General features: G+C 40.0%; 41 protein-coding genes and 1 tRNA gene. 33 read left to right on the top strand and 9 right to left on the bottom strand.

Annotated features, from left to right (window positions below; all coding sequences use genetic code 11):
• Positions 1 to 4: 4 nt before the first annotated feature.
• The 9 genes from T7867_RS10845 to T7867_RS10805 form a co-directional block, all read right to left on the bottom strand.
• A complete protein-coding gene (locus T7867_RS10845; protein ID WP_322299220.1) occupies positions 5 to 1438 on the bottom strand; it encodes a metallophosphoesterase in 1434 nt (477 codons plus the stop codon).
• A 16-nt stretch (positions 1439 to 1454) separates the two neighbouring features.
• Entirely contained in the window at positions 1455 to 1724 is a 270-nt protein-coding gene (locus T7867_RS10840; RefSeq protein ID WP_322299219.1) for a hypothetical protein, read from the bottom strand.
• Position 1725: 1 nt separating this feature from the next.
• Entirely contained in the window at positions 1726 to 1956 is a 231-nt protein-coding gene (locus T7867_RS10835) for a DUF3310 domain-containing protein (RefSeq protein ID WP_322299218.1), read from the bottom strand.
• On the bottom strand, positions 1953 to 2207 hold the full coding sequence (locus tag T7867_RS10830) for a hypothetical protein (protein WP_322299217.1): 255 nt from the start codon (positions 2205 to 2207) through the stop codon (positions 1953 to 1955). The genes T7867_RS10835 and T7867_RS10830 overlap by 4 nt, the downstream gene beginning before the upstream one ends.
• 1 nt (position 2208) lies before the next feature.
• On the bottom strand, positions 2209 to 3198 hold the full coding sequence (locus T7867_RS10825) for a hypothetical protein (RefSeq protein ID WP_322299216.1): 990 nt from the start codon (positions 3196 to 3198) through the stop codon (positions 2209 to 2211).
• Positions 3195 to 3686: a hypothetical protein gene (locus tag T7867_RS10820; RefSeq protein WP_322299215.1), complete on the bottom strand. Its 492-nt coding sequence runs from the start codon at positions 3684 to 3686 to the stop codon at positions 3195 to 3197. Before T7867_RS10820 ends, T7867_RS10825 begins: the two co-directional genes overlap by 4 nt.
• Entirely contained in the window at positions 3686 to 4849 is a 1164-nt protein-coding gene (gene dcm, locus T7867_RS10815; protein WP_322299214.1) for a DNA (cytosine-5-)-methyltransferase, read from the bottom strand. The genes T7867_RS10820 and dcm overlap by 1 nt, the downstream gene beginning before the upstream one ends.
• 123 nt (positions 4850 to 4972) lie before the next feature.
• Positions 4973 to 5350, bottom strand: a complete 378-nt coding sequence (locus T7867_RS10810) for a hypothetical protein (protein WP_322299213.1) — start codon at positions 5348 to 5350, stop codon at positions 4973 to 4975.
• A complete protein-coding gene (locus tag T7867_RS10805) occupies positions 5347 to 5613 on the bottom strand; it encodes a hypothetical protein (RefSeq protein ID WP_322299212.1) in 267 nt (88 codons plus the stop codon). Before T7867_RS10805 ends, T7867_RS10810 begins: the two co-directional genes overlap by 4 nt.
• A gap of 1246 nt (positions 5614 to 6859) precedes the next feature.
• Between T7867_RS10805 and T7867_RS10800 the strand changes: the two genes are divergently transcribed.
• The 33 genes from T7867_RS10800 to T7867_RS10640 all read left to right on the top strand — a co-directional run bounded on the left by T7867_RS10800 (position 6860) and on the right by T7867_RS10640 (position 20089).
• A tRNA-Asp gene (locus T7867_RS10800) sits at positions 6860 to 6952 on the top strand.
• A 17-nt stretch (positions 6953 to 6969) separates the two neighbouring features.
• Positions 6970 to 7269: a hypothetical protein gene (locus T7867_RS10795; protein ID WP_322299211.1), complete on the top strand. Its 300-nt coding sequence runs from the start codon at positions 6970 to 6972 to the stop codon at positions 7267 to 7269.
• Positions 7270 to 7440: 171 nt separating this feature from the next.
• A complete protein-coding gene (locus T7867_RS10790; RefSeq protein WP_322299210.1) occupies positions 7441 to 7698 on the top strand; it encodes a hypothetical protein in 258 nt (85 codons plus the stop codon).
• 199 nt (positions 7699 to 7897) lie between these two features.
• Positions 7898 to 8203 (top strand): hypothetical protein, encoded by a 306-nt coding sequence (locus T7867_RS10785; protein WP_322299209.1) that lies wholly within the window; start codon positions 7898 to 7900, stop codon positions 8201 to 8203.
• The gene (locus T7867_RS10780) at positions 8200 to 8601 is read left to right on the top strand and encodes a hypothetical protein (protein WP_322299208.1); all 402 of its coding nucleotides are present in this window, start codon (positions 8200 to 8202) and stop codon (positions 8599 to 8601) included. Before T7867_RS10785 ends, T7867_RS10780 begins: the two co-directional genes overlap by 4 nt.
• On the top strand, positions 8598 to 8792 hold the full coding sequence (locus tag T7867_RS10775; RefSeq protein WP_322299207.1) for a hypothetical protein: 195 nt from the start codon (positions 8598 to 8600) through the stop codon (positions 8790 to 8792). The genes T7867_RS10780 and T7867_RS10775 overlap by 4 nt, the downstream gene beginning before the upstream one ends.
• Complete coding sequence (locus T7867_RS10770) at positions 8761 to 9075, top strand: hypothetical protein (RefSeq protein WP_322299206.1); 315 nt, start codon at positions 8761 to 8763, stop codon at positions 9073 to 9075. The genes T7867_RS10775 and T7867_RS10770 overlap by 32 nt, the downstream gene beginning before the upstream one ends.
• Positions 9076 to 9210: 135 nt before the next feature.
• Positions 9211 to 9738: a hypothetical protein gene (locus T7867_RS10765; RefSeq protein WP_322299205.1), complete on the top strand. Its 528-nt coding sequence runs from the start codon at positions 9211 to 9213 to the stop codon at positions 9736 to 9738.
• Entirely contained in the window at positions 9735 to 9947 is a 213-nt protein-coding gene (locus T7867_RS10760) for a hypothetical protein (RefSeq protein ID WP_068218910.1), read from the top strand. Before T7867_RS10765 ends, T7867_RS10760 begins: the two co-directional genes overlap by 4 nt.
• The gene (locus tag T7867_RS10755) at positions 9944 to 10300 is read left to right on the top strand and encodes a hypothetical protein (protein ID WP_068218907.1); all 357 of its coding nucleotides are present in this window, start codon (positions 9944 to 9946) and stop codon (positions 10298 to 10300) included. The genes T7867_RS10760 and T7867_RS10755 overlap by 4 nt, the downstream gene beginning before the upstream one ends.
• A 1098-nt stretch (positions 10301 to 11398) precedes the next feature.
• Positions 11399 to 11719, top strand: a complete 321-nt coding sequence (locus tag T7867_RS10750; RefSeq protein ID WP_322299204.1) for a hypothetical protein — start codon at positions 11399 to 11401, stop codon at positions 11717 to 11719.
• A 111-nt stretch (positions 11720 to 11830) separates the two neighbouring features.
• Entirely contained in the window at positions 11831 to 12394 is a 564-nt protein-coding gene (locus T7867_RS10745; protein ID WP_322299203.1) for an antirestriction protein ArdA, read from the top strand.
• A 181-nt stretch (positions 12395 to 12575) separates the two neighbouring features.
• Positions 12576 to 12908: a hypothetical protein gene (locus T7867_RS10740; RefSeq protein ID WP_322299202.1), complete on the top strand. Its 333-nt coding sequence runs from the start codon at positions 12576 to 12578 to the stop codon at positions 12906 to 12908.
• Positions 12909 to 13040: 132 nt separating this feature from the next.
• On the top strand, positions 13041 to 13304 hold the full coding sequence (locus tag T7867_RS10735; RefSeq protein WP_322299201.1) for a hypothetical protein: 264 nt from the start codon (positions 13041 to 13043) through the stop codon (positions 13302 to 13304).
• 43 nt (positions 13305 to 13347) lie between these two features.
• The gene (locus T7867_RS10730; RefSeq protein ID WP_322299200.1) at positions 13348 to 13479 is read left to right on the top strand and encodes a hypothetical protein; all 132 of its coding nucleotides are present in this window, start codon (positions 13348 to 13350) and stop codon (positions 13477 to 13479) included.
• 9 nt (positions 13480 to 13488) lie between these two features.
• The gene (locus T7867_RS10725) at positions 13489 to 13728 is read left to right on the top strand and encodes a hypothetical protein (protein ID WP_322299199.1); all 240 of its coding nucleotides are present in this window, start codon (positions 13489 to 13491) and stop codon (positions 13726 to 13728) included.
• Complete coding sequence (locus T7867_RS10720) at positions 13722 to 14096, top strand: hypothetical protein (RefSeq protein WP_068218891.1); 375 nt, start codon at positions 13722 to 13724, stop codon at positions 14094 to 14096. Before T7867_RS10725 ends, T7867_RS10720 begins: the two co-directional genes overlap by 7 nt.
• The gene (locus T7867_RS10715) at positions 14090 to 14281 is read left to right on the top strand and encodes a hypothetical protein (RefSeq protein ID WP_068218889.1); all 192 of its coding nucleotides are present in this window, start codon (positions 14090 to 14092) and stop codon (positions 14279 to 14281) included. The genes T7867_RS10720 and T7867_RS10715 overlap by 7 nt, the downstream gene beginning before the upstream one ends.
• 44 nt (positions 14282 to 14325) lie before the next feature.
• Positions 14326 to 14985, top strand: coding sequence for a hypothetical protein (locus T7867_RS10710; RefSeq protein ID WP_068218886.1), 660 nt, complete (start codon positions 14326 to 14328; stop codon positions 14983 to 14985).
• Positions 14986 to 15067: 82 nt separating this feature from the next.
• The gene (locus tag T7867_RS10705) at positions 15068 to 15313 is read left to right on the top strand and encodes a hypothetical protein (RefSeq protein ID WP_068218883.1); all 246 of its coding nucleotides are present in this window, start codon (positions 15068 to 15070) and stop codon (positions 15311 to 15313) included.
• Positions 15314 to 15332: 19 nt separating this feature from the next.
• Positions 15333 to 15695, top strand: coding sequence for a hypothetical protein (locus T7867_RS10700; RefSeq protein WP_068218880.1), 363 nt, complete (start codon positions 15333 to 15335; stop codon positions 15693 to 15695).
• Positions 15696 to 15858: 163 nt separating this feature from the next.
• Positions 15859 to 16152, top strand: coding sequence for a hypothetical protein (locus T7867_RS10695; protein WP_068218877.1), 294 nt, complete (start codon positions 15859 to 15861; stop codon positions 16150 to 16152).
• Positions 16146 to 16349 (top strand): hypothetical protein, encoded by a 204-nt coding sequence (locus T7867_RS10690; protein WP_068218874.1) that lies wholly within the window; start codon positions 16146 to 16148, stop codon positions 16347 to 16349. The genes T7867_RS10695 and T7867_RS10690 overlap by 7 nt, the downstream gene beginning before the upstream one ends.
• A 168-nt stretch (positions 16350 to 16517) precedes the next feature.
• Entirely contained in the window at positions 16518 to 16715 is a 198-nt protein-coding gene (locus T7867_RS10685) for a hypothetical protein (RefSeq protein WP_068218871.1), read from the top strand.
• Between the two features lie 63 nt (positions 16716 to 16778).
• Positions 16779 to 17180: a hypothetical protein gene (locus tag T7867_RS10680; protein ID WP_068218868.1), complete on the top strand. Its 402-nt coding sequence runs from the start codon at positions 16779 to 16781 to the stop codon at positions 17178 to 17180.
• A gap of 70 nt (positions 17181 to 17250) precedes the next feature.
• Positions 17251 to 17424 carry a hypothetical protein gene (locus T7867_RS10675; protein WP_157717627.1) on the top strand — a complete coding sequence of 58 codons (174 nt, stop codon included), beginning with the start codon at positions 17251 to 17253 and terminating at the stop codon, positions 17422 to 17424.
• Positions 17425 to 17642: 218 nt separating this feature from the next.
• Entirely contained in the window at positions 17643 to 17861 is a 219-nt protein-coding gene (locus T7867_RS10670; RefSeq protein WP_157717563.1) for a hypothetical protein, read from the top strand.
• A 162-nt stretch (positions 17862 to 18023) separates the two neighbouring features.
• Positions 18024 to 18308, top strand: coding sequence for a hypothetical protein (locus T7867_RS10665; protein ID WP_068218862.1), 285 nt, complete (start codon positions 18024 to 18026; stop codon positions 18306 to 18308).
• A gap of 231 nt (positions 18309 to 18539) precedes the next feature.
• Positions 18540 to 18737, top strand: coding sequence for a hypothetical protein (locus tag T7867_RS10660; RefSeq protein ID WP_157717620.1), 198 nt, complete (start codon positions 18540 to 18542; stop codon positions 18735 to 18737).
• Between the two features lie 142 nt (positions 18738 to 18879).
• Positions 18880 to 19146: a hypothetical protein gene (locus tag T7867_RS10655; protein ID WP_068220882.1), complete on the top strand. Its 267-nt coding sequence runs from the start codon at positions 18880 to 18882 to the stop codon at positions 19144 to 19146.
• Positions 19147 to 19288: 142 nt separating this feature from the next.
• Positions 19289 to 19507, top strand: coding sequence for a hypothetical protein (locus T7867_RS10650; RefSeq protein ID WP_157717629.1), 219 nt, complete (start codon positions 19289 to 19291; stop codon positions 19505 to 19507).
• Between the two features lie 44 nt (positions 19508 to 19551).
• Positions 19552 to 19737: a hypothetical protein gene (locus T7867_RS10645; RefSeq protein WP_068221376.1), complete on the top strand. Its 186-nt coding sequence runs from the start codon at positions 19552 to 19554 to the stop codon at positions 19735 to 19737.
• Positions 19738 to 19801: 64 nt separating this feature from the next.
• On the top strand, positions 19802 to 20089 hold the full coding sequence (locus T7867_RS10640; RefSeq protein WP_157717628.1) for a hypothetical protein: 288 nt from the start codon (positions 19802 to 19804) through the stop codon (positions 20087 to 20089).
• The last annotated feature ends 86 nt before the right edge of the window (positions 20090 to 20175 follow it).

Below are 20175 nucleotides of genomic sequence, written 5' to 3'. Positions count from 1 at the left end.
TTGATTAGTCTAATGGCGTAAGAGTGTACTTAGCCTTTCCGTTGCCTGCGTTTTCGAACTCTAAGAAGCCAGGGTTTGAATTGAAGCCTAGCCCTTCTGAGTAGTAGTTGCCAGGGAATATGCTTGGAGAAACTACTTTGAGTACTTTTACTGAGTTTTGGAGCACTCTGAACTCGTGCAAATGACCCTGAACCCATACGTTGTAAACTCCATTGTTGCCGTATTCGAAGGTTAGGTCTTCGCCTTTCTTTTTACTGATTGAGTTGTGACCATGTGTAAGGCCGTACCCAATGCCGTCAATGATTTTGTACATCAAAAGGCTGTCGTACTCTATTGGGAATGCCTGTTGGAAGTTTCTTCTGAGTTGTTCGAGAATCATTAGGCCGATTTCGCCTGTTACATCTACATCTCTTCTTCCATCGCCCCTATCGTGGTTGCCCGACACTCCGATTACTTGTTCTACATTGCCAATGGAGCCAAGGAAGGAAGTGAGAATGTCTACGGCATTGAAGTAAGCCTTCTTTCCGTACACTCCATACTCCATGCCTTGATAGCTATTGGCGTGGTTGGTTCCTGTGAAAGACTCGATATAGTCGCCACCCAATAGCACGGAGACTTTCTTGGCCTTTCTGCTGTTGATTTGACGGCTTACTTCTTCCATCCACTCAGTAGCCTGATCCCTGTCGTAATCTTTAATGAGTCGGGAACCCATTGTTTTTGCTCCGAAGTGGGTGTCTGAAATGGTGACTACAATATGGTCTCGTTCGGTTGGTTCCAGAACGGTCTTAACCACAACGGGCGGCACTTGGTCTTCGTCTCTCTCGGTGGTTTCAAACAGGGTTTCGAACAGCTCTATTTTTCTGTTGCTCTCTATGGCTTTTTTGGCCTCTTTGAGCATGTGCTTTGAGTACTGCCTTTCTACTAGTTCGCCCATGTTGTCGGTGAGCGTTTGCAGCTTGCTTTCGACCATTTGCTCTAACTCAGCCTTTGGCGTGATTTCTACCGTGTGGGGCGAGAATATGTTTGAGCTTTTGTAGAGTAATAGTCGGTTTTTAAGGGCGTTCCACTCCCAAGGCTTTAGGTTGTACCTGTTTATCATCTGAACACTGTCCATGTTTTTGCCATGCCTTGAGTATTCAAAGAAGAATTGGTCTACCTTTTCAATAGGGAAAGTGACTTTTCCTCGCTTGGTTACAATTACATACGAATCGTTTTTGATGGTGTAAGGCTGTTTCTCTTCGGCCTCAATTTCGACAACCTCTCTTGGGTAGTCTTCGAAATAGCTAGTAAGAACCAGTCTGAGGTGGTTTACCGAATACTGATTGCCTCGGTTTACCATCTCTCTCGCTATTGAGGTGTTTGTTTTGAGTTCTGGGCACTCGTTTAGAACTTCTTCTATCTGAGTTTTGAACTGATTGTAGTCTCTCTTTTGAGTCATTCCGTTTTGTTTGTGGCTACCTGATTATGTTTATTTTGATAAGAGGCGCTCGGTAGTCCTTGCCTAGCTTTTTGTAAAGCGGTCTGAAAACAATTTCTTTGACCGTAAGACAATAGCCGATGGAAATGATTAATAAGGCCACGAAGTCAATTGTATGTTCCCATTTTTTGTACTCAGTGATAGACTCTGTTTGAATCAATGAAAGCATGAAAAAAGGAATAAGGGAGATTGCTAGGTAAACCAATGACCTCCATATTGTCTCTACTATAATTTGCTTTTTGTTCATCTTATTTGGATTTAAGTTCTTTTGCTTTGGATTCGTACCACTGAGCTTTTTTGAGGTCTCGCTCAATGGGCTGCTCTGGCTTTGCCCCTAGTCGCATTCGGTACTTGAAGGCGCTCATTTCGCAGTGTTTTACAAAAGCCTCTTCCCCCCAGATGTCTATCATCATTTCATAAACCTCTTTATCACCCTTTTTGTAGTGCTCAGGGTTTATGTAGTCGTAGGTTTGGCTCATTTCTCTAGTGGTTTGTATGCTGTTTCTAAATAGTTTTCGTCAATCTGAGGCTCGTAGCTTTTGCGAATATGCTTGTTGTACCGAATTGCCGCGTTTCTCCAATCTAAGGCAAAGGCATGGTGTAGGGTGCGGTAGTCTAGTGTTACCTTTTCGCTAAACAAGCAGTTGATAAACCAGTCTTCTAAGTAGCCTACATGCTTGTATTCCTTTTGGGCAAGCTTGTTTTCTTTTCTTCTTTGGGATCTGTTCATTTTAAGGCTGTTTGGGTTCCCACTTGAAAAGTATTTGTCCTTCGAATGCCAGAATATCGTTGTAACCCTCGAATTGAATGAAGTCGTTAAACCTTACTCTGTCGCCTTTTTGCAAAGGGTATGTACAACCTGTACCCACCCCTGTAATTTCACCATCGGTTATCTTTTGCTTGTCGATTACCGTTTCTGGAATGAAAAGGGTTGATTTTATTTGAGGCCGTTCGGGTTTGATGGAGAAGTATTTGCCAACGGGCTTAATCTCATTCTCTTCGATTTTAGCAAACACATTGACGTTCCAGGTGAGGAATACTTTTTTGCCTTCGATTTCTACCTCTTGCTCTCTCTTTTTGTGAACTAGTACGGTGTCTCCTTCGGCCACATCTTCTAGCCTAGCGCCTTTGATGCCTTTATTGGCTGCTATTACCTTACCATGACCAATTCTTCGGCCTGAGCTTGGCAATACTAACTCTAGGGTTCCGTACTTAATTCTTTTGCCCTTAACGGTGATTTTGCCTGCTTCAAACTCTTCAATGTCTTCGCCATGATAGGGTTCGTACAGTAAGTAGTGGTTCAGCATTTTGATTTCACCATCTACCACTTTGCAGAAGAGATCGTGATACTTGACCGAGATGATTACCTTCTTGGCCGACTGCTCTAAGATTACAGGGTTTTCTACCGCTAAAAAGCTGAAGTACACCGTGTCGCCTGCTTCTACGTCTACTGGATTGCCCGTGGTGGTTACTTTCTCGTATCGCTCGGCATCTGTGATAGGGCAAGACTTCTCGTGGTTGATTATCATGTTACCACTATGGGTACATGTGCCTACTACTTTGCCTTTGATGTTGTGGAAGTGAGAGTAGAAGCCCTTTTCTTTGGTTCCTGTTCTGCTAACGGACTTATAAAGCTTAAGGCCGTTGCCTACCTCCATTTGGTCAGACATAAGACTGTCTAGCTCAATGGCTACTGAGTATGTTCCTTGGTAATTATTCATGAGTTCAAGTATTTAGTGAGTGCTTCTCTTGGGCTTGGCTCCCAGTCGTCTGTATCAAGCTCGTCTGGCCTAATCTTGCCCATGTACCACAAACCCTCGAAAGTGTATAGCTCTAAGTCGGACTCGCCTAAACCTGTCAGGCTTTCTAGCACAAACTCGAACGGAAATAGGTTGTGAGACTGAGCAAAGATGTATTCTACCCTTTCCCTGATTTCGCCTGCTTTTTCGGTGCTATCGTTGGCTTCAGCCAGTTTATTGTACTCCTTCACCATTTTGGAAACGGCCTTAACAGGGTCAAAATCATTAGCTCCTACAAACGACTGCGCTCTAACAGGGTCTATTCTGAATATCTCGGCTAAATCTTCTAGCCATGCCTCGTTAGCTGCTTGTCTTTCTTCGAAGGTGCTGTCTACCCCTAGCTGTGCTTGCCTTTTAGCGTTGCGCTCTAGGATTCTGTCTACTCTTGCTTTTTTGGTTATTCCTGGCATTAGAGTCTTTCTGCTATTAGTTTTACTACATCTGTTGTTACTGCATTTCCGCACATTTTATAGCGTTGAGTTGCGCTAATTTCTTTGACAATACCATCGCCAAAATCTCCGTACTGAGTCCAATTGTCAGGAAATCCCTGAAGCCTTTCACACTCTATCTCGGTGAGCCTTCTTATTTTCCCTTCTTGCAAGGTTGCTTGGTGATTCCCCGTGTCTAAAGTCTGAGCACAGCCTTTGCCTATTCTGCCTCTTCTGGTTTTTGAGTTTGGGTTCGAAAGGTTTATACTGTCTCCAGTTCGTAATTCATCAAACCCTTTTTTAGTGTTTGTCTTTACTCCCCACCTACCTGCGGATGAATCTATCGTTGGGCTAACTCCTTTTGAGTCGAAAACTCTATTCTGCATGTAGGGCTGTTTGCCTCCTGATTCTTTAGAAGAGTTGATTTGAATTACCCCCGACTCTCTCCTGTTGCTTTGGTTGGTTTTTACTTGTATGTAATTATCTGTTCTCCCCATTTTGTAATACCTAGATGTTATGCAGTTAGCTACATCATCTGGACTTTTGGAGAGAACTCGCCCTGAAACTCGTTCTCTTTTTTTGATAAAGACTTCACAAGTTTCTCCGATAGGAAATACTTGTCTGCTACCCGCTTCTGCAAGATGTCCGACAAGGTAAATTCGCTCTCTATTTTGGGGTAATAACCACTTTGTATTAAGCAGTTGCCATTCAAGTCGATAGCCCCCAATGTTGGCAAACGCTTGCAAGATTGCCGTAAAGTCTGCGCCAGAGTTTGAGGAGAATGCCCCTTTAACATTTTCCCAGATAAATACACTTGGTCTGGCTTCAGTAATGAGCCTAATTGCTTCGAGGATAAGGCTACTTCTCTCTCCGTCCATTCCTGCTCTTTTTCCAGCCAAGCTGAAATCTTGGCAAGGGCTTCCGAAAGTGATAATGTCTGGTCTTTTGAGTTCTGACCCTTGAATATCTTTAACTGATCCGACATGAATTGCTTGTTTAAATCTGTGTCTGACTACTGCCGATGCATATTTGTCTATTTCTGAGTAGTAGTGCGTTTCTATGCTGTACCCAGCTCTTTGAAAACCGAGTGCAAATCCATCTATTCCGCCAAATAGAGATAGTAAAGTGATGTTTCGATTAATCAATCTCTCAGATATTGAACTACTTCAAAAATTGTTTCCTTGCTGTCGCCTCGGCTTACCATTTCGAGGACTTTGTTGAGGATTAAGGCCGTTGACTCGGTTTTATTGGCCTTATTCACAGCCTCCTTAAGCTCTTGCAGATTCACACTCAGCTTCTTTAAATGCCTTTTCTAGTTCTCTTTTCTGCCTGCTAGTCATAGAGATATTAGATAGGCAAGAGAATGGTAGGCAGTTGCCGTCTTTTCTGTACGCCCAAGTACCTTCTACATACTCTACCTGAAATTCTTCTAGTAATTCGAAGCCCTTATAGTTTTTAGCATCTACCACTAAGGCAGTATCGCCCTCTTTGAACCTTCTTTCTGAGGGGTTTTTCTGGAACAACTGCCTCATTTGCTCTGTAAAGGCTGGCGACTTATCCCAATCTTCTCTTCTGTCGAAATTGTAAATGCCTCTGTCTACTGATGGGCTTGTAGTGTTAGTGCCGTTTGCTGTCTTGGTATTCATCTTTTTTTACGTTTGTTGTGAAATTCTTTTATGCCTTCTGAAATAATGAAGAGTAGTGTAGCAGGGAATGACCTCTCTAGTGTTGGTCGGTCAGGATATACAGCCTTGTGAATTATCTCATTGCCCTGAATAAACTTCAACTCAATAGCTCCAGACTTTTCTTGGTTTACATCCAGTCTTAATCCTTCAACCCTGCCGTCATTTTTGCTTATAGACATGAGTTCGTTAGCCCATGCCATAGAAAGTTTTTCTTGCTCTTCCATGATTCAAAGTAAAGTAATCCGTGATTGATTTCCTAATTTTTATAAAGAATTTCTTTACTTTTTATTGCTTAAGGCCATTTAAAGACCATATGAAGCGGTTAACATGTATTTTTTATGTTGATAATACTTGTTTTATTACCCCCGAATAAATAGGTTTGCATCATTATAGGTTACAGCGAGCAGCGATTCCCTTGAAAGGTGATGTTTTCTAAAAATCGGTTTTAGTTTTATTTGCTTCCCTTTGCGCTATATAAGGAACCCGTCTAACAGGCACGGAAACCATACGCATAACTACACCAAGCGCAATAAACTCTGCGGGGGAGGTTGAAGACAGATAGGCTATGAGGCAACATCAGTAAAAGAATAAGCCTCAATTCCCAACTCTACCTTTAGTAGGTGGTTATGCGGGGTAGCCTGTGGTGTGCCTACTCTATTCTTAACACAATATATCTATTAATTTGTTTATTTTCTAATCAATTCAAATTTATTAAAGTTTTACTTGTTTTTTAATCGCAGACTCCGTTAGTTTGTGTCATAAGGCTGTTGAAAAACGGTCTTAAAACAAGTTCTTTGAGATAAGAAAATTAAAGCGAGTGGCGGAAATGGATACGCTAGAACGTGGTCTCTTTGAGGGATAAGAGACTCCATAGTTCTTAGTCAGGTGAGTTAACCTGGCTGCAAGGCAAACACCCTTGTGGGATACCCGATTCAGGTTCGATTCCTGAACTCGCTTTAAAATATTTACGAATAGTGGCGGAAGCGCATTTGAGTACATGCTTTGTTGAGAAATAACTGAGAGTACATGTGAAAAGTAGACGCTATGCGGGGAAACTGCCCTAGGCAGAAGGAAAGAGTGAATCACTGCCATGCAAGCATCAAATCTTGCCTATTCGTAAAACATGCGCTCATGTTCCTTGGCTGGCGAGTTGGTCTCCAAAACCGACTGTGATAGGTTCGATGCCTATAGCGCGTGCAAATTTAAATAAAAACAAACAGTACATCAAGCGAACTCAAAAGCCGTAATGGATTGAATCGTACCAGTTGATGTCTTTTGCAAAATCCATTCCCCGTTAAGGAAAGCGGATCGGGGCAGGAGTTAGAGAGGTCTCCCGAACAAACCAAATCTATACCGTGTGGCAGAGTTGTGGAATCTCTGCCTTTTTAACAGAACCCGCTTTGCTTACCGTCAGATCAGCTTGCGGGTCTTTTTCCAAGTAAGGCTGGTTGCAAACGGTCTTACTTACACTGTAACGTGGTGGAATTGGCAGACACACCTCCCTATCTCGGAGGCAGAGACAAGCGAAAGCCCTCTATGAAGGTTCGAACCCTTCCGTTACAGCCCTTAAATCACAAACCATGAAAGCTAAGTATGTCAAGTTCAGGTCAATAAAATACAAGGAAAAAGAAAAAGACAAGAATGAGTCTTTGAGCGACCGTGTATTGAGAGAAATAGAAGGCAAAGAAGATAATCCACTCCTATTTGAAGTAGAGACCGATGAATTTACTGTCAGTGAATACATTGATGTAAATCGAATAGTGAGTTTTCATGAGTCTATCGACAACAGAAAGAGAACGCTAGTAGAAACTGACCCCTACATGAACATGGAGCTAGACCACCCTATTGAAACGGTCTTAAAAATGATTCAAAATGCCTGATATTTCTAAGTGCATTGGTACTGACTGCCCTCTAAAAGAGAAATGTTACAGATATACTTCTAAGCCGAATCCATATAGACAATCATACGATGAATTTTGGAAAGGCATTCAAAAGAGCGGAACCCATACTACTTGCGAATATTTCTGCCCCAACAATCAGACTGAGATAAAATGAGCGAAGCAATCAATACAACCCAACTAATAATAAGCCTCTTCCAAGATGGAAACACACTTGAAAAGACCAGTGATGAATACGAGGAAATGGAGGTCAAGATACTTACTCAGGGCTTAGATATTTCGGATGAAGACAGAACATTCTTCACCATCAAAACAGATACAAGCTGGTCATTTAACGACAGAGAAGAATGGATTTCATTTTTCGACAATCACATAGCTAAATACCTACCAAAAGAGGGGGTGAAGAAGTGAGTCCTGAACCTTGGAGCGAGTCAGATTTCAAGGCGTTTGTCCGAAAATGCATAGACAAGCAAAGAAATATTGCTTCCTCTAGAATAGTACTGAAGTCTTTCTACTTCGGTGAAGTTAAGAAGCCCAAGAACGTAACTATAAAGCAGTTTGATTGGCTTAGGTCGATAGCTGAAAACGAATCACAAACATGCAAGTCAAAATGAGCCACTACACCTTAGAACAACCCCCGTTCGATTTGAGAAAGCTAGTCTGGATTGTAATTGCCATAGGACTACTAATCATTATCATGGACTCATGTGCAGAGAAGAGTTACCCGACTATTCAGGGTAAGGCCGTTTCGGTAACTTTTACAGTGATTGGCTCAGATGTATCTACTACCCTAGTTTGCGATTCTGTAAACTTTAAAGGCAATACGGTCGAACTATTTACAAACGGCCTTAAACAAGAGATCCTTCTTGGCGAAAACGTAATAGCAAACAAATCAAAACTCCCTCACATAAGATGATACAATGGATTAAAGATAATTGGCCTGCTTCTAGGAAAAGGGTTGAAAGCGTTAATGCCGAAACAGTAAAGAACTTCGGTAAAATCATGAATGAGAGAGCTAGTAGACTTAGGCTTGCTAACTCAATAGTAGACACTCTAGACAGTGCCATCCCTGCAGTAAAACTAGAAGCCTCTTTCACCAAAAAAAGAGTAGATCTTTTAGAAACGGCCTTAATCGACCTATGGCAACAGCTAAACCCAAGCAAGTACAAACAGGGAGAAACAGTAAGAGGCTGGACAATCGCCAAGCTAACAGTAGACACTAGTCAATTGCCAGAGCTGACCTACCAATACACCGTAGAGAAAGACGATGAAACAAGAGTGCTCCAAGAGCTTACTAAAGAAACCCTAGCGTGAACACCCACATCGACCAACTCTACGAAAAGATTAGAGAAGTAGAAGAAAAGCCTACCAACGATCAGTTCTCTGATACTCTAAAAGAAGGAATACTAGAGGGCTTAACCCTAGCCTTAGAAATTCATATTAATTGTCGTGAGACTTTAAAAATTTTTGAAAATGAACCTCAACAACATCAAGAAACAACTTAGAAAACTAACCGAACAGGTAGAGTCTATTGAGTCCAAGAAGCACACACCAACCAGTGACGAACTATTTAACAACCCATCAGCATACATCTCTTTATCGTGCGCACTAAATTACTCGGCAATCATTCTGACGGATATGTCAGGCCAATCCTCCAGACAACCCAACAAGGTGTATATACGGGTTAAGAGCGGATTTTCTTTAAGGGAAGAACAAAAGAAGGCCTTAAAGATTTTTTATAAATCAATGACTAAAAACACTGAAGTAATCATAGAGGATGCACGATAAACAAGAAGCAACCCTAACATTCACCCCCAAACAGTTCGAAAAACTAGTCACACAAGCCTGTACTTACAGCCAAGACAAACGAACTCGATACAAAGCATACGAAATCATTGATAACCCATTCAAATTCTTGAAGAAATGAACGACTTACAAAAATTCAGAAACGGATTAGCCTCAGTATACTGCGATTTACCCGAAGAAGGGTTTAATAAATTCTTAGAGAAGGTTTATTCTATGGAGGGTAGCTTCAAGCTCGACACCGCATGGACGACTCCCTATACAAGTGGAGATTGTTACGAAATACCAGACAGATCCAACAGAATACAGAGAACAAACAGCGGTAGATTCACTCCATTACCCATGAGCCATATACTCAATCAAGATACTGAATGGAAACCACAAAGAGGCGAAAGGGTTTTGGTTAGAGATTCCGAAGCTACAGGGTGGAGGGAAAGGATTTTCTTATGTGAAATAGAGGGGTCTGAATCTCCATATACCACAGTAAAAAAGGCATATGAGGCCGAGTTTGAGAAGAAAGAGATGTTCGAACATTCCTGTTACGAACAAATGAAGCCCCTTAACCAAACACCCTTAATCGAAGTCACCATCTCAGAAATAGCAAAACTAAAGGGAGTAAAACCAGAGCAAATCAGAATAAAGAAATGAGAACCTTTAACGCAGAAGCCCGAAGTAAAGAAAACTTCTTAAATGACCTCCAAAAACTAAAAGACAGCTTCTCAGAACAGAGACATATAGCTAGAAAGGAGAAAAACGAAGAAGACATCATTTCAACCGAGGCCAAAATAGCGACCATCGACCAGGTTCGTTCAATCTTCAACAAACACTTCCCAATACTAAACCAAGAAGTACAATGAACCCAGAAGAACTCAGAATAGGCAATCTGTATAATTGGACAGCAGAAGGGAATGATTATGTGTTTGAGGTTGAGTCAAAAGACTTCAGTGATGAGAACTACAAAAACTTCGAGCCAATACCCCTAACCGATGAATGGCTAACCAAACTCTGGTTCTGGCCTGAAAAAGAAAACCACAGAGTAACCCCATGCTGCAACTACGCATTAGTAAAGCTAAAAGATGGATACTACATATACAACCACTCAGAAGTTGACGGAAGCCTGACATGGATTAGAACCAACGCAATCCAATACGTACACCAACTCCAAAACCTATACTTCGCACTCACTGGAGAAGAACTGCAACTAAGATGAAAATCCTGAAACAACTCTTCTGCAAACACGAATGGAAACCAAAAGGAAACCCAATCGACCACCCTTACGCTTTCTTCCACCAACATAGATGCCCCAAGTGTAAAAAGATCAAAACCACGCATTTTACCAAAACCTCTAAGACAAGTTTTTAGGGGTTTTATTTTGCCTATATTGTAAAGTTATACTTGTTTCGGTGTGATTGTGCCAATAGAATGATTGGAGGGCTTAAAACGGCTTAAAATGGGTCATGGAAATACAGGGTTTTGTACAGTGGATGATGGTTGGGGCTACCCCTACAAACACCCCCTCCCAAAAACCCATGGGAAATCCAAAAACCTAGACGGGGTGGAGTCTTCCCCTGGAGTCCGAAAAAAGCTCATTAAACCCACAAACAAAGGAAACTAAAACAGCTCAAAAGGCTAAAAAAAGGCCATTAGATTAATTTATAGTTAACATTCAAGGCCATTTAAAGCCAATGAAAGCCCTTTTTAAGGGAATTGTGTGCGCTTTGTGTGCAAGCCAGTGACTGAGAAGACTATTAACTACGAAATCCTTCGTACTTGTTTTGTCCTATTATTGGGAAGTCTCAAATTGTGATGTTTCGCTTAGGGGAAATCGCTATTAACGGTATCAAAAAGGCCGATTTGATTTTTCTCTGTTCATGGCTTACTTTCTTGGAAATATACAATTTTAGGCGTTCGTTTTTCCTCATATTTCGCAAATATTCTCAATTCTTGAGTAGTACCTAATACAAACCAACATTTCCAAACCTATTCAAACCCTTCTATAATCGGCCTTTTTGACTCTATAACCCACATTATCAGTATTGACCTAACAAACCTAAACAATCTAACTAAAATCAAGCCTTGAAGGTGTGCGGGCTTCGCCCGTCTGCTTACTCTATATATGTGTATTTCTTATAGTAGTGTCTCTTTTTATTAAGGCCGTTTCTAAATCTTTACAACATTCTTTCATTATTTATTATCCTCATTCTCAATACGTTACATTTTATTTGAAATATTTCTTAAAGTATTTATTGTTTTTTAAATTTCAATCCACCACCTTTGAAACATCATCACAAACAAAACAGCATTAATAATGAAATACCCAAAAGAACAACAACAAGTATTTGAAAGGTTTTTAAAGAAAATCGCACCTATCATTGATATAAAAAACTCAAATGGTCACTCGCTGCATTTCATGTGCTTTCAGCAACATAGCGAAGGGCAAAAGCACAACTGGCTTTACAACACTACAGAAGGATTAAAAAGGGGCTACAAGCTTACAGAAGATGAAGAAGCGCATAAGTTTTTCGAATCTGATTTTGAGTTCGAGTTATACCCTGAAGGGTGCAATGATAGCCATGTTGAAACAATGATAAAATACACACTTAAAAACATAGGACTAGCTAAAGATTGACTATTAAACCCATTTCGGAACATTAGCAGAGTTCGATTCTCTGCATGGGTTCAAGGCTTTTAATTAAGGCCGTTACACAAACAAAACATTTAACACTAAAACAAAAACAAGATGCAAAACGCAAGAATATTTTTAACAGACTACGCAAGCTACAACAACGGAACACAATTTGAGTTTGGGCACTGGGTTGACCTCTCAGATTTTTCAGATGCCTCTGAGCTTATGGATTACATTTCTGAGCATTTCAAACAAGCAGACGAAAAAAGCCCACTCGATGAATTTGGAAGCACTCGCGAGGAAATAATGATAACAGACTTTGAAGGCTTCCCTAAAGACTTCTATTCTGAAAGCATGAGTGAAGATGATTTTGAGAACCTTTACAACTTTTTTTATAGATGCAATCAAACACATCTTGATTATGAGGTGATTGAAGCCTTTGCTAATCTCGGTAATTATGACATTGAAGATGTAGATAAATTCTTTGATGCCCTAGAGGAGAGCTATCAGGGCGAATATTCAAGCGATGCGGACTTTGCGCAAGAACTTGCGGAAGAATTGGGCTACACGAACGAAAAAGTCTTTTGGCCTTATACGCATATAGACTGGGAGTGGGCGGCTAGAGACCTTATGATGGACTATTACGAATCTAACGGGCACTACTTTAGGGCTATTTAGTTTAAGGCCGTTTGGCTTGGGGCTTGCCATTAAAAGCTCCGCATTTCCAAAACGAACAGCCTTAACAATGGAAGACCTAACCAAAGAAGACTATATAAAAATGATTATCGGCCTAGCCTTAGTAGTAATAGGATTGATTCTGAAGTAAGGCCGTTTGTATAACCAAAAAACACTAGAACAAATGAAAGAATTTAAAGGAACAAAGGGAGAATGGTGGACTAAGTTTAGCGAGTTAAGCCTATTAAGCCCAGAAGGAGAGTCTATAGTAAAAGCAGGAGAGATAGGCACGCCAGTATGCATATTACCAATGCCATTAGGAGGTATAGACACAAAGGCAAAAAACATCGCCAACGCCCAACTAATAGCAGCAGCACCACAACTTCTTGAGGCTCTTGACAAGGCAAGCAAGGCACTCAAGAACATAAAGTCACAGCTTACAAAAGAAGAAAGTGATGAGGTTTTAAATGCTCACTTAGATGCCGAACGAGCAATCAAAAAAGCACTAGGAGAATAAAAGAAACTTGTTGTTTTAGTGTAAGGCCGAAAGCAAAAGCGAGTAGGCCACCTAAAACTGCATCAAAGTTCATTCACTAAGCATTCAAAACGGGCTTAATGAGTGAAAAATCAAACACTAAACAAACAGAACATGAAAGACTTTACAATAATAGAAAGAACCTCAGAAGAGAGAATCCCGATGATAGGGACTATTACAGGCGTTTATAATAGCCAAACATCCATTGATGGGTTCAAAAAAAGATTCATTCAAGCAGTATCAGAACACTTTGATATTGTAGACTTCAACCATGATGAATTGCCCAACTTATTTGATGGAGAAATTAAGTGGGAGGTAGAGATTGAAGCAGAAGGGATCAATTATCCACTAGTAATAATGGAAACTTACCTCTATTAGTAAGGCCGTTCCGAAACGCACTTAACACTAAAAACAAAACAAAATGCAAGCAACAAACGAAACAATCACTCAAGGCAACAGATTAATTGCCGAGTTTATGGGGTTTTATGGCAATCCGACAACCAAAGAGCCTATCACAAGTATTGAGAAAGACTCTAAATATCATTCATCATAGGACTGGTTAATGCTAGTAGTTGAGAAGATTGAGTCTATCAATAGCATTAAGGATCAATCCACTACAGATTATTTCTTTCAGGCCACAAATTTCATTCAAAATTACACGGCCTCAATAATGTCAAGAGATAATTTACTTATAGTAGAAGCTGAAGGGGAGGCTAGAATTGATGCATCTTTCAATGCAGTTGTAGAGTTTATCGAATGGTATAATCAAGACCGTTCGGAAAAGGAGGTGCAGTCATGCTAATCCAGGACTTTAAAGACCAGTTCGAATCTCACCTTTCAACATTAGAAGATATGATTCTCAGAATGCCAGAGAAAGGGAATACTGAAAGCGAATCTCAAGCAATAGTTTTGAAAAACAGGTTAGGCGATTTATGGCACAGCCTGAACGGAACAGAGCAAGAAGATTTAATCTTTGAATATGACGAGCTACCAGAATTTGTTCAGGAATGCATGTCAGACTTTGACGAAGATGGAAACCAAAAAGAGGAATGTGTCAGAATCATTCACAAACTTAATCAAATTGGATGGGCTGCCAACTATGGACTGGATTGTGTCCTTTACGATTTCAGGAGATTGTCTGACCAAGAAAGAAAGGACTTATCATGCTAATCCAGCTAGACAAAACCAACGGAGGACGCGGAAGAGTTCAGTCTGTCAGGATCTACGAAGACGGCAAACTGTCAGCCTCTATACATTGGGGAAAGCATGGTCTGGTATATTCTGCAAAAACCACCAAACAGAACGTAAGAATAGAAGAAGCAACCCCAGGAGGATTTAAAGTTATTCAAGATTAAGACCGTTTTTAAAAGATTTATATTTACATACAAAAATTAGCGACATGAAAAACTTAGAACAATTTACAATTGAAACTCATCACGACACTGAATATGCGCTTGTATTCGAAGCATTGGCCTACCGATGGGAAGATACAGCAGACCCAGAGAGAGAAGATTCCAAATTCTTTTTTGAACTAGACAAGGCTATTGAATACGCAAAATCAATCGAGTTAGAAATCGGTTTTCATCCAGTGGTTGAAAAAAAGGGAATTGAAGTAAGTGATATTAATGAGTGTGAGGACGAACTCGATACTGCCGAAGAATACATTAACTATTTTGATGTGGAAACTTTTGATGATGTATGGAGAGGCTGTGTTAATAATGGAAGAAGTATTGAAGGCGACATTGTACTGGTATGGTCTTACGAAAAACACGTTGGTTATGCTCGGAACTTCTTAGAAATTAGATACGGAGGCCATAACGAATTAGAGTCTGATTTAGTAACAACAAATCACGAAAGGGTTTGGTCTCCTGTGGCTCAAGTTCTACTAGAAAAAACGAAGGTTAAAACCCTGTCAGATGAAGAGATACTCGAAGCTGTCAATTGCGAACTATACGAGGCCAGGGAATGGAAATGGAATCACTTTAAAAACCAGCCTACCGACCAAAAAATAATAGACGGATTAGGGTTAAGTATTGAGCTAGAAGAAACCAAAGACTAACTCTCGCAGTTTCTCGCTAATTCTGCGAGAAAAGCCTTGGCCGAGGGCTTTGTACTCGGCCATATTTAAAAAAGACCACAAAATGATTGAAAGCATAAAGGAAGTTAGGGATTTAGTAATACCTGTTATTCAGGAGATAGGGTTAACTATTGACAGGACAAAGCAAACAACCTCCGACCAGTCTATTTATATATATACAAATGAAGGAGTGGTTAGAATTTCTGACCATCACAACCAAAATTCATTTGATAAATGTATAGTTTCAATAACTGTTCCTGTCAAAAAAGAAGTTGCGATTAAAATGATAAGGCTGTTAAGAAGACAGTAGATATTCGACTTAAAGATTTATGAAGCTAATAGATTTATCACTCCCTAGTTTCGCCTTTTTAGACGATCAAACAGGCGCCACTCACCAGCTAGAAGACCGAACGGTAGTTTGTCAGCCTAAAACTGGCTTAGTTTTCGAGGTGTTCAGTAATGAAGAGCCTGTGGCTATTACTACCGATAACTTTCAGAAAAAGTACAGCTATCAATCGCCAATAGTGGCAGACGCAAAAGAAAAGCACACGATAGTAATGCACGTAAACCCTAGCGGACTGCCTCTAGATATGATTGAGGAAATAGCGGACATGCTCTGGGCGTGGTACTCTGCATATTTGAAATGGGAAGATGGAAACATTGCGAATCAAAACAGGCCTAGGCTTAATTAAGTAAGGCCGTTTTTAAAAGATATTTTTGTTTAGTGTTGAATGATAGAGGGGAAGCGAGAGCCAGTACCCTCTTTTCGCAAACAGCCTTAATAAAAACAAATATTTCTTGTTTTTCTACACCTAAAACCCTAAATTACAGTAACAAACAAAACACTATAAAAAGATGCAAACACTTAACAGATTAGTATTCAAGGCCACCAGGGAGCCTTCACAAAACATTATAACACTCAGAAATTACGAGCTTCACTTGGAGTCAGAGTCAAACAGAGGCTTTTGCTACTCTCTATTCAAAAACGGAACCCGAATCGCTCAATGGAAATGGGAAGCAGACAAACAATTCACAAGCATTTCTTTATTCAGAAGAAATAGCACTCCTCCTACCCTTCAGTCAGACTTAACCGAAGCAATCAGGAAAGCAGGCTTTTGGACATTTCATTCTCAAGTAGAAGTATGCTAGAAAAAAGACTAACACTAGAGGGCTACCAAGATCTATATATAAACGGTCAGCCCCTACTTACTACCGAAGCAAAACACACGGTAAGGTATAGAATTGAATTGCTCGAAAAGATGGTTGAAGGCCGTTCCGAAACGGTCTTAAGACAAGCCAGTCAAATCAAATCTCAGCTCTTCTCAGACTTTCAGATCGGAAGGTAAGGCTACGTGCCTCGAAGGGCATAGAGCCAAACGTGCCGAGTATATGAAACGGTGGAGATAGTATGCGCTTACCTATCCGAAACCGATAACCTTTATTAAGTGCAAGTGGGCTAAAAAGACACACAACACCCCACTGTTTTACATACTGTGTTGTGTGCAGTACGAATTATGAATAAGTATCTTTTAACAGCTAACGTAACTATAAGCGTTTATACAGAGGTAGAGGCTGAAAATTTAGCAGAAGCTATGAGAATAGCAGAAGAACGTGATTTAATGCCAATTGTGCATAGTGGTGGAGAAACGCAAGAAGATACATGGATGTGTGATGAATTAGATGGTGTGCCTGAAAATATTACGGAAGCGTAGTATTGCACACAAGGCTGCACTGCGTAAGCATCGTGCGAGTGAAAGAATTTAAAAGAGAATATTATGAATAACGAAAGGTTTATAGGATTATTAGAGATGAAGTTGATTGGAATGATTTCAGCTCATAGACTGATTACTGAGTTTGACAACTCTTCAGTTGACCATTATCAGAGAGAAGTAGATATGTTAAAGAATAGAATTTCTCTTTTAAAGGCTGAAAACGAGATAGATGCTTCGGATGCGCCAGATGTAAAGCATGATGCTTACGCGGATGTTAGAAATCTGGAATGCGAAGCGGATAGCACCGACACAGTAGCGCATACGAGCAGTGCAGCGTTAGAAACTAGAATTGATTTAGAGAATTTATGTGTGTGTACTAGTCCTAATTTCCATAAGGAACCTAGAACTGGCAATATTATTTGCCTTAAATGTACTAATCTGCATATAACACACTTAAATGAATAAATCATAGTGAGCGAGGTACGCAGCGAGCATTCTATTTTCTAACGGCACTTGTATATAAAATCGTAAAATTATGGAAGATATAATAACAAAAGACAGAGAACAATTTTTACTTTCTGAAATGAAACACTTTGGCAAAAGAAGTATTGAAAGGTTCAAAAAGTATATGAAAGATATGGACACAACTTGTAAAAATTGTGGTGTTTATTATTGGAAAGGTTGTAAAAAGAGGTGTGAATGCGAATAATTTTATGTTTTATATACAATGTTATGTTCTCGTTTTAATGGAACATAACAGTTCTCAGCGTATGGTGAGTAACAATGGTTTTCTGAGGTACGAAGAAAAGGAGAATTGTTACTGGCCATTTGGGGAAATGCTTGTTGGGGTGAGTTATTCACCATACGCCTTAGTTGGCGTTTCGTGCCATGTACTAAAGTAACGGATTAGATTAAACAATAAATATTATGAGCGAAACATTGAAAACGATGGATGAGCGTTTTGACGAATTGGAAAAAACGTTCGAAAAAGAGGGTGTTACATTTTTAGACATCCAATGCTGGTTGAGTGCAAGGCACAACAAAACGCTTTGTGATTCTGATGTTCTGATGAATATGAAGGACAGGTTGCATGATGAAGTAGGCGCAGAAGGTTGGGATGTAGATTGGGATCTGGAATGCTCCTAAGTATCCATATTTATTGTGCATTTCTCCAAAGCTGAGAACTGTTGGCGTTCATGAGGCTGCAAGGAGCGACCGTAGGGAGTGGGCAGCCGTCCCATTCGGGGCATGAACGCCAACGCTCTGCGTATATCTGAAGTAAGCGAGAAAGAATATTAAATACGATTTATGACTGATGTAGTAATTGGAAGTTTTAATGATAGTGGTGAGAACACCGTATCAATTGAAAAAACAATTAAACGATGGAATCACTTATGGTGTTTGATTCAATGGGAGGAAAAGTTTACTCTAGTGAAATACCTGAGAAAAGATTCACCCATTACGGTACTGAAAACACAAATAAGTGATACTCAGGCAAGGCAACTAATTGATGTACTATCATTAAAACGTACCCAAGGGTTTATGAGTTCATCTGCATCTTCATCTTGGAGGAAAGATGAACATAGTATTTAATATTCTGAGAGCGCGTCTTCAGATCAAGGCTAGCTGCCAGCTTATTGCAGATATACGGCTGTTTGGTTGCAGTTTGAGTAGCGGTGAATTACCATAAACAGCAAGCTAGACTTGGCGCAGAGCGATGGGTTGAAAATGCAGAGGAGCGAGAATGTGAGGTACGAACATGTAGCTACTCAAATTCGACCAAACGTTCGCAGGTATCAGACGTGAATTGTGAAGGAATCAAAAATGAAGACAAGGAAAATACAAAAGACATTTAAACCTAATGAGGTATTGCATGATGAATTCAATGAGTTTATATCTATGTCATTACATGGCAATTATACTGAGGTTTACTCTGGAGATTACCCAATACCAGATCAAATGTTTAAAAATAAGGTAAGGGTAACGATAGAAATTTTTGAGGCCGAAAACAAGATCGGATGACGGCTCAATGCCTCTGATTCATGGCTGATACTAGATGTTAGGATTACGTGCCCGAAGAGGTGTGGTACGGTTAACAGCGCATTGAGACGCTGCGAACGTTAGGATTAATGAGTGAACGATGAATTTAAAAACGCTATAAGATATGAGTACAATAAACATTACCTGTGAAGGTTGTGGTAAAACGCACGAAGTTAGAAGGACTCCTGAAATCCCTGACCATGTGGTTAGTATGGGGTGCAACTGGTGTCCAGTATGTGAAGACAAAGCGGAAGATTATTACGAAGAATGGTATAATGAATCTGATAGAGATAATGGAGGTGATGATATACCACCTAATCAGCTTTGTATGCCATTTGAAATGGAAAGGATTATAGGTCAGGATATTCAGGAGGAGGCTACTAGTTTTTAAATGGCAGTGAACGCCCCTCGAAGGGCATTAATCCTAACGGTTTGTGTATGTGCCGTGCAAACCACTAACAATTGAATAACGGCACTAACTTTCGCTGCATGGCATATACACTTTGTTATGCACCGTTTTTTAAATGATTGAAATGAAAATACTAAAACTTAGAAAAGTAAAATTGGGTAATGAATACCCCTTAATTAGAGTTACTTATAAAACCTTGTTTGGGAGCAAGCAAAGAGATGTAATAAAGAAAACTGGTATAGGTTGGAAATGGGTGGATACAGACGATTTCTGCTTAAATGATTGCTTGCTGGATAAATTTCACGAGAGCAGTGAATTTGAGTATGTGCTAAATGGTGCATAACGCTTTGGGCGTATGCTCAGTGCAGGCGATTAAAATTTTATGATATGGAAAAACTGTTAGACATCAAAAATAGCACTAAAGAAGAGCTATTAAATGAGTATGAGAATTGTATGAATGATTGGGGTAAATATAGCTGTGATTCATTCGGCTACTATATCCAAGCTCTTCATAGGGAAATCGTAGATCGTGGCGGATGGAGCAATAAAATTTTAAGTAAAGTTGGAATCTGAGCATTTGGTTCAAGGCATTGAGCATAAGCCATGTTGTACTCTGTGACCCCGTAAAAAGATGAAGATGGAAAAAGATATGAAGCAAATATTGATTGACTTCTTAGATGTCATTCGAGAACATCCTTCTATTCAGATTTTCGCACCTACTCAGGTGGTTGTTGATTGGCATGAGAAGGAAATCAATTGCCTTGAAGCAAAGCCCAAAGCGTTGCACTCAATGAAGTGTGACGAGAAGGTTTGCTGCTACGAGTTAAGTGATGAAGAATTTTTAAATACTAAAGTATCTGATACTTGTAAATGTAATAAAGACGAATGCAAACATGAAGGCACACGACCCTCTAGGGGTCATTGAGTGCAACGGTTTGTGTATGGGTAGTGTGGGATTGGAAAGCACATACCTATCGAATAATAACAAAACTTAATAAATAGAAATTATGA

Origin of the sequence: Roseivirga spongicola (assembly GCF_034376045.1) — a bacterium.
GTDB classification, from domain to species: Bacteria; Bacteroidota; Bacteroidia; order Cytophagales; family Cyclobacteriaceae; genus Roseivirga; species Roseivirga spongicola.
Note: the sequence above shows the minus strand (reverse complement) of the source record. Positions and strands in the feature narration are given on the sequence as shown.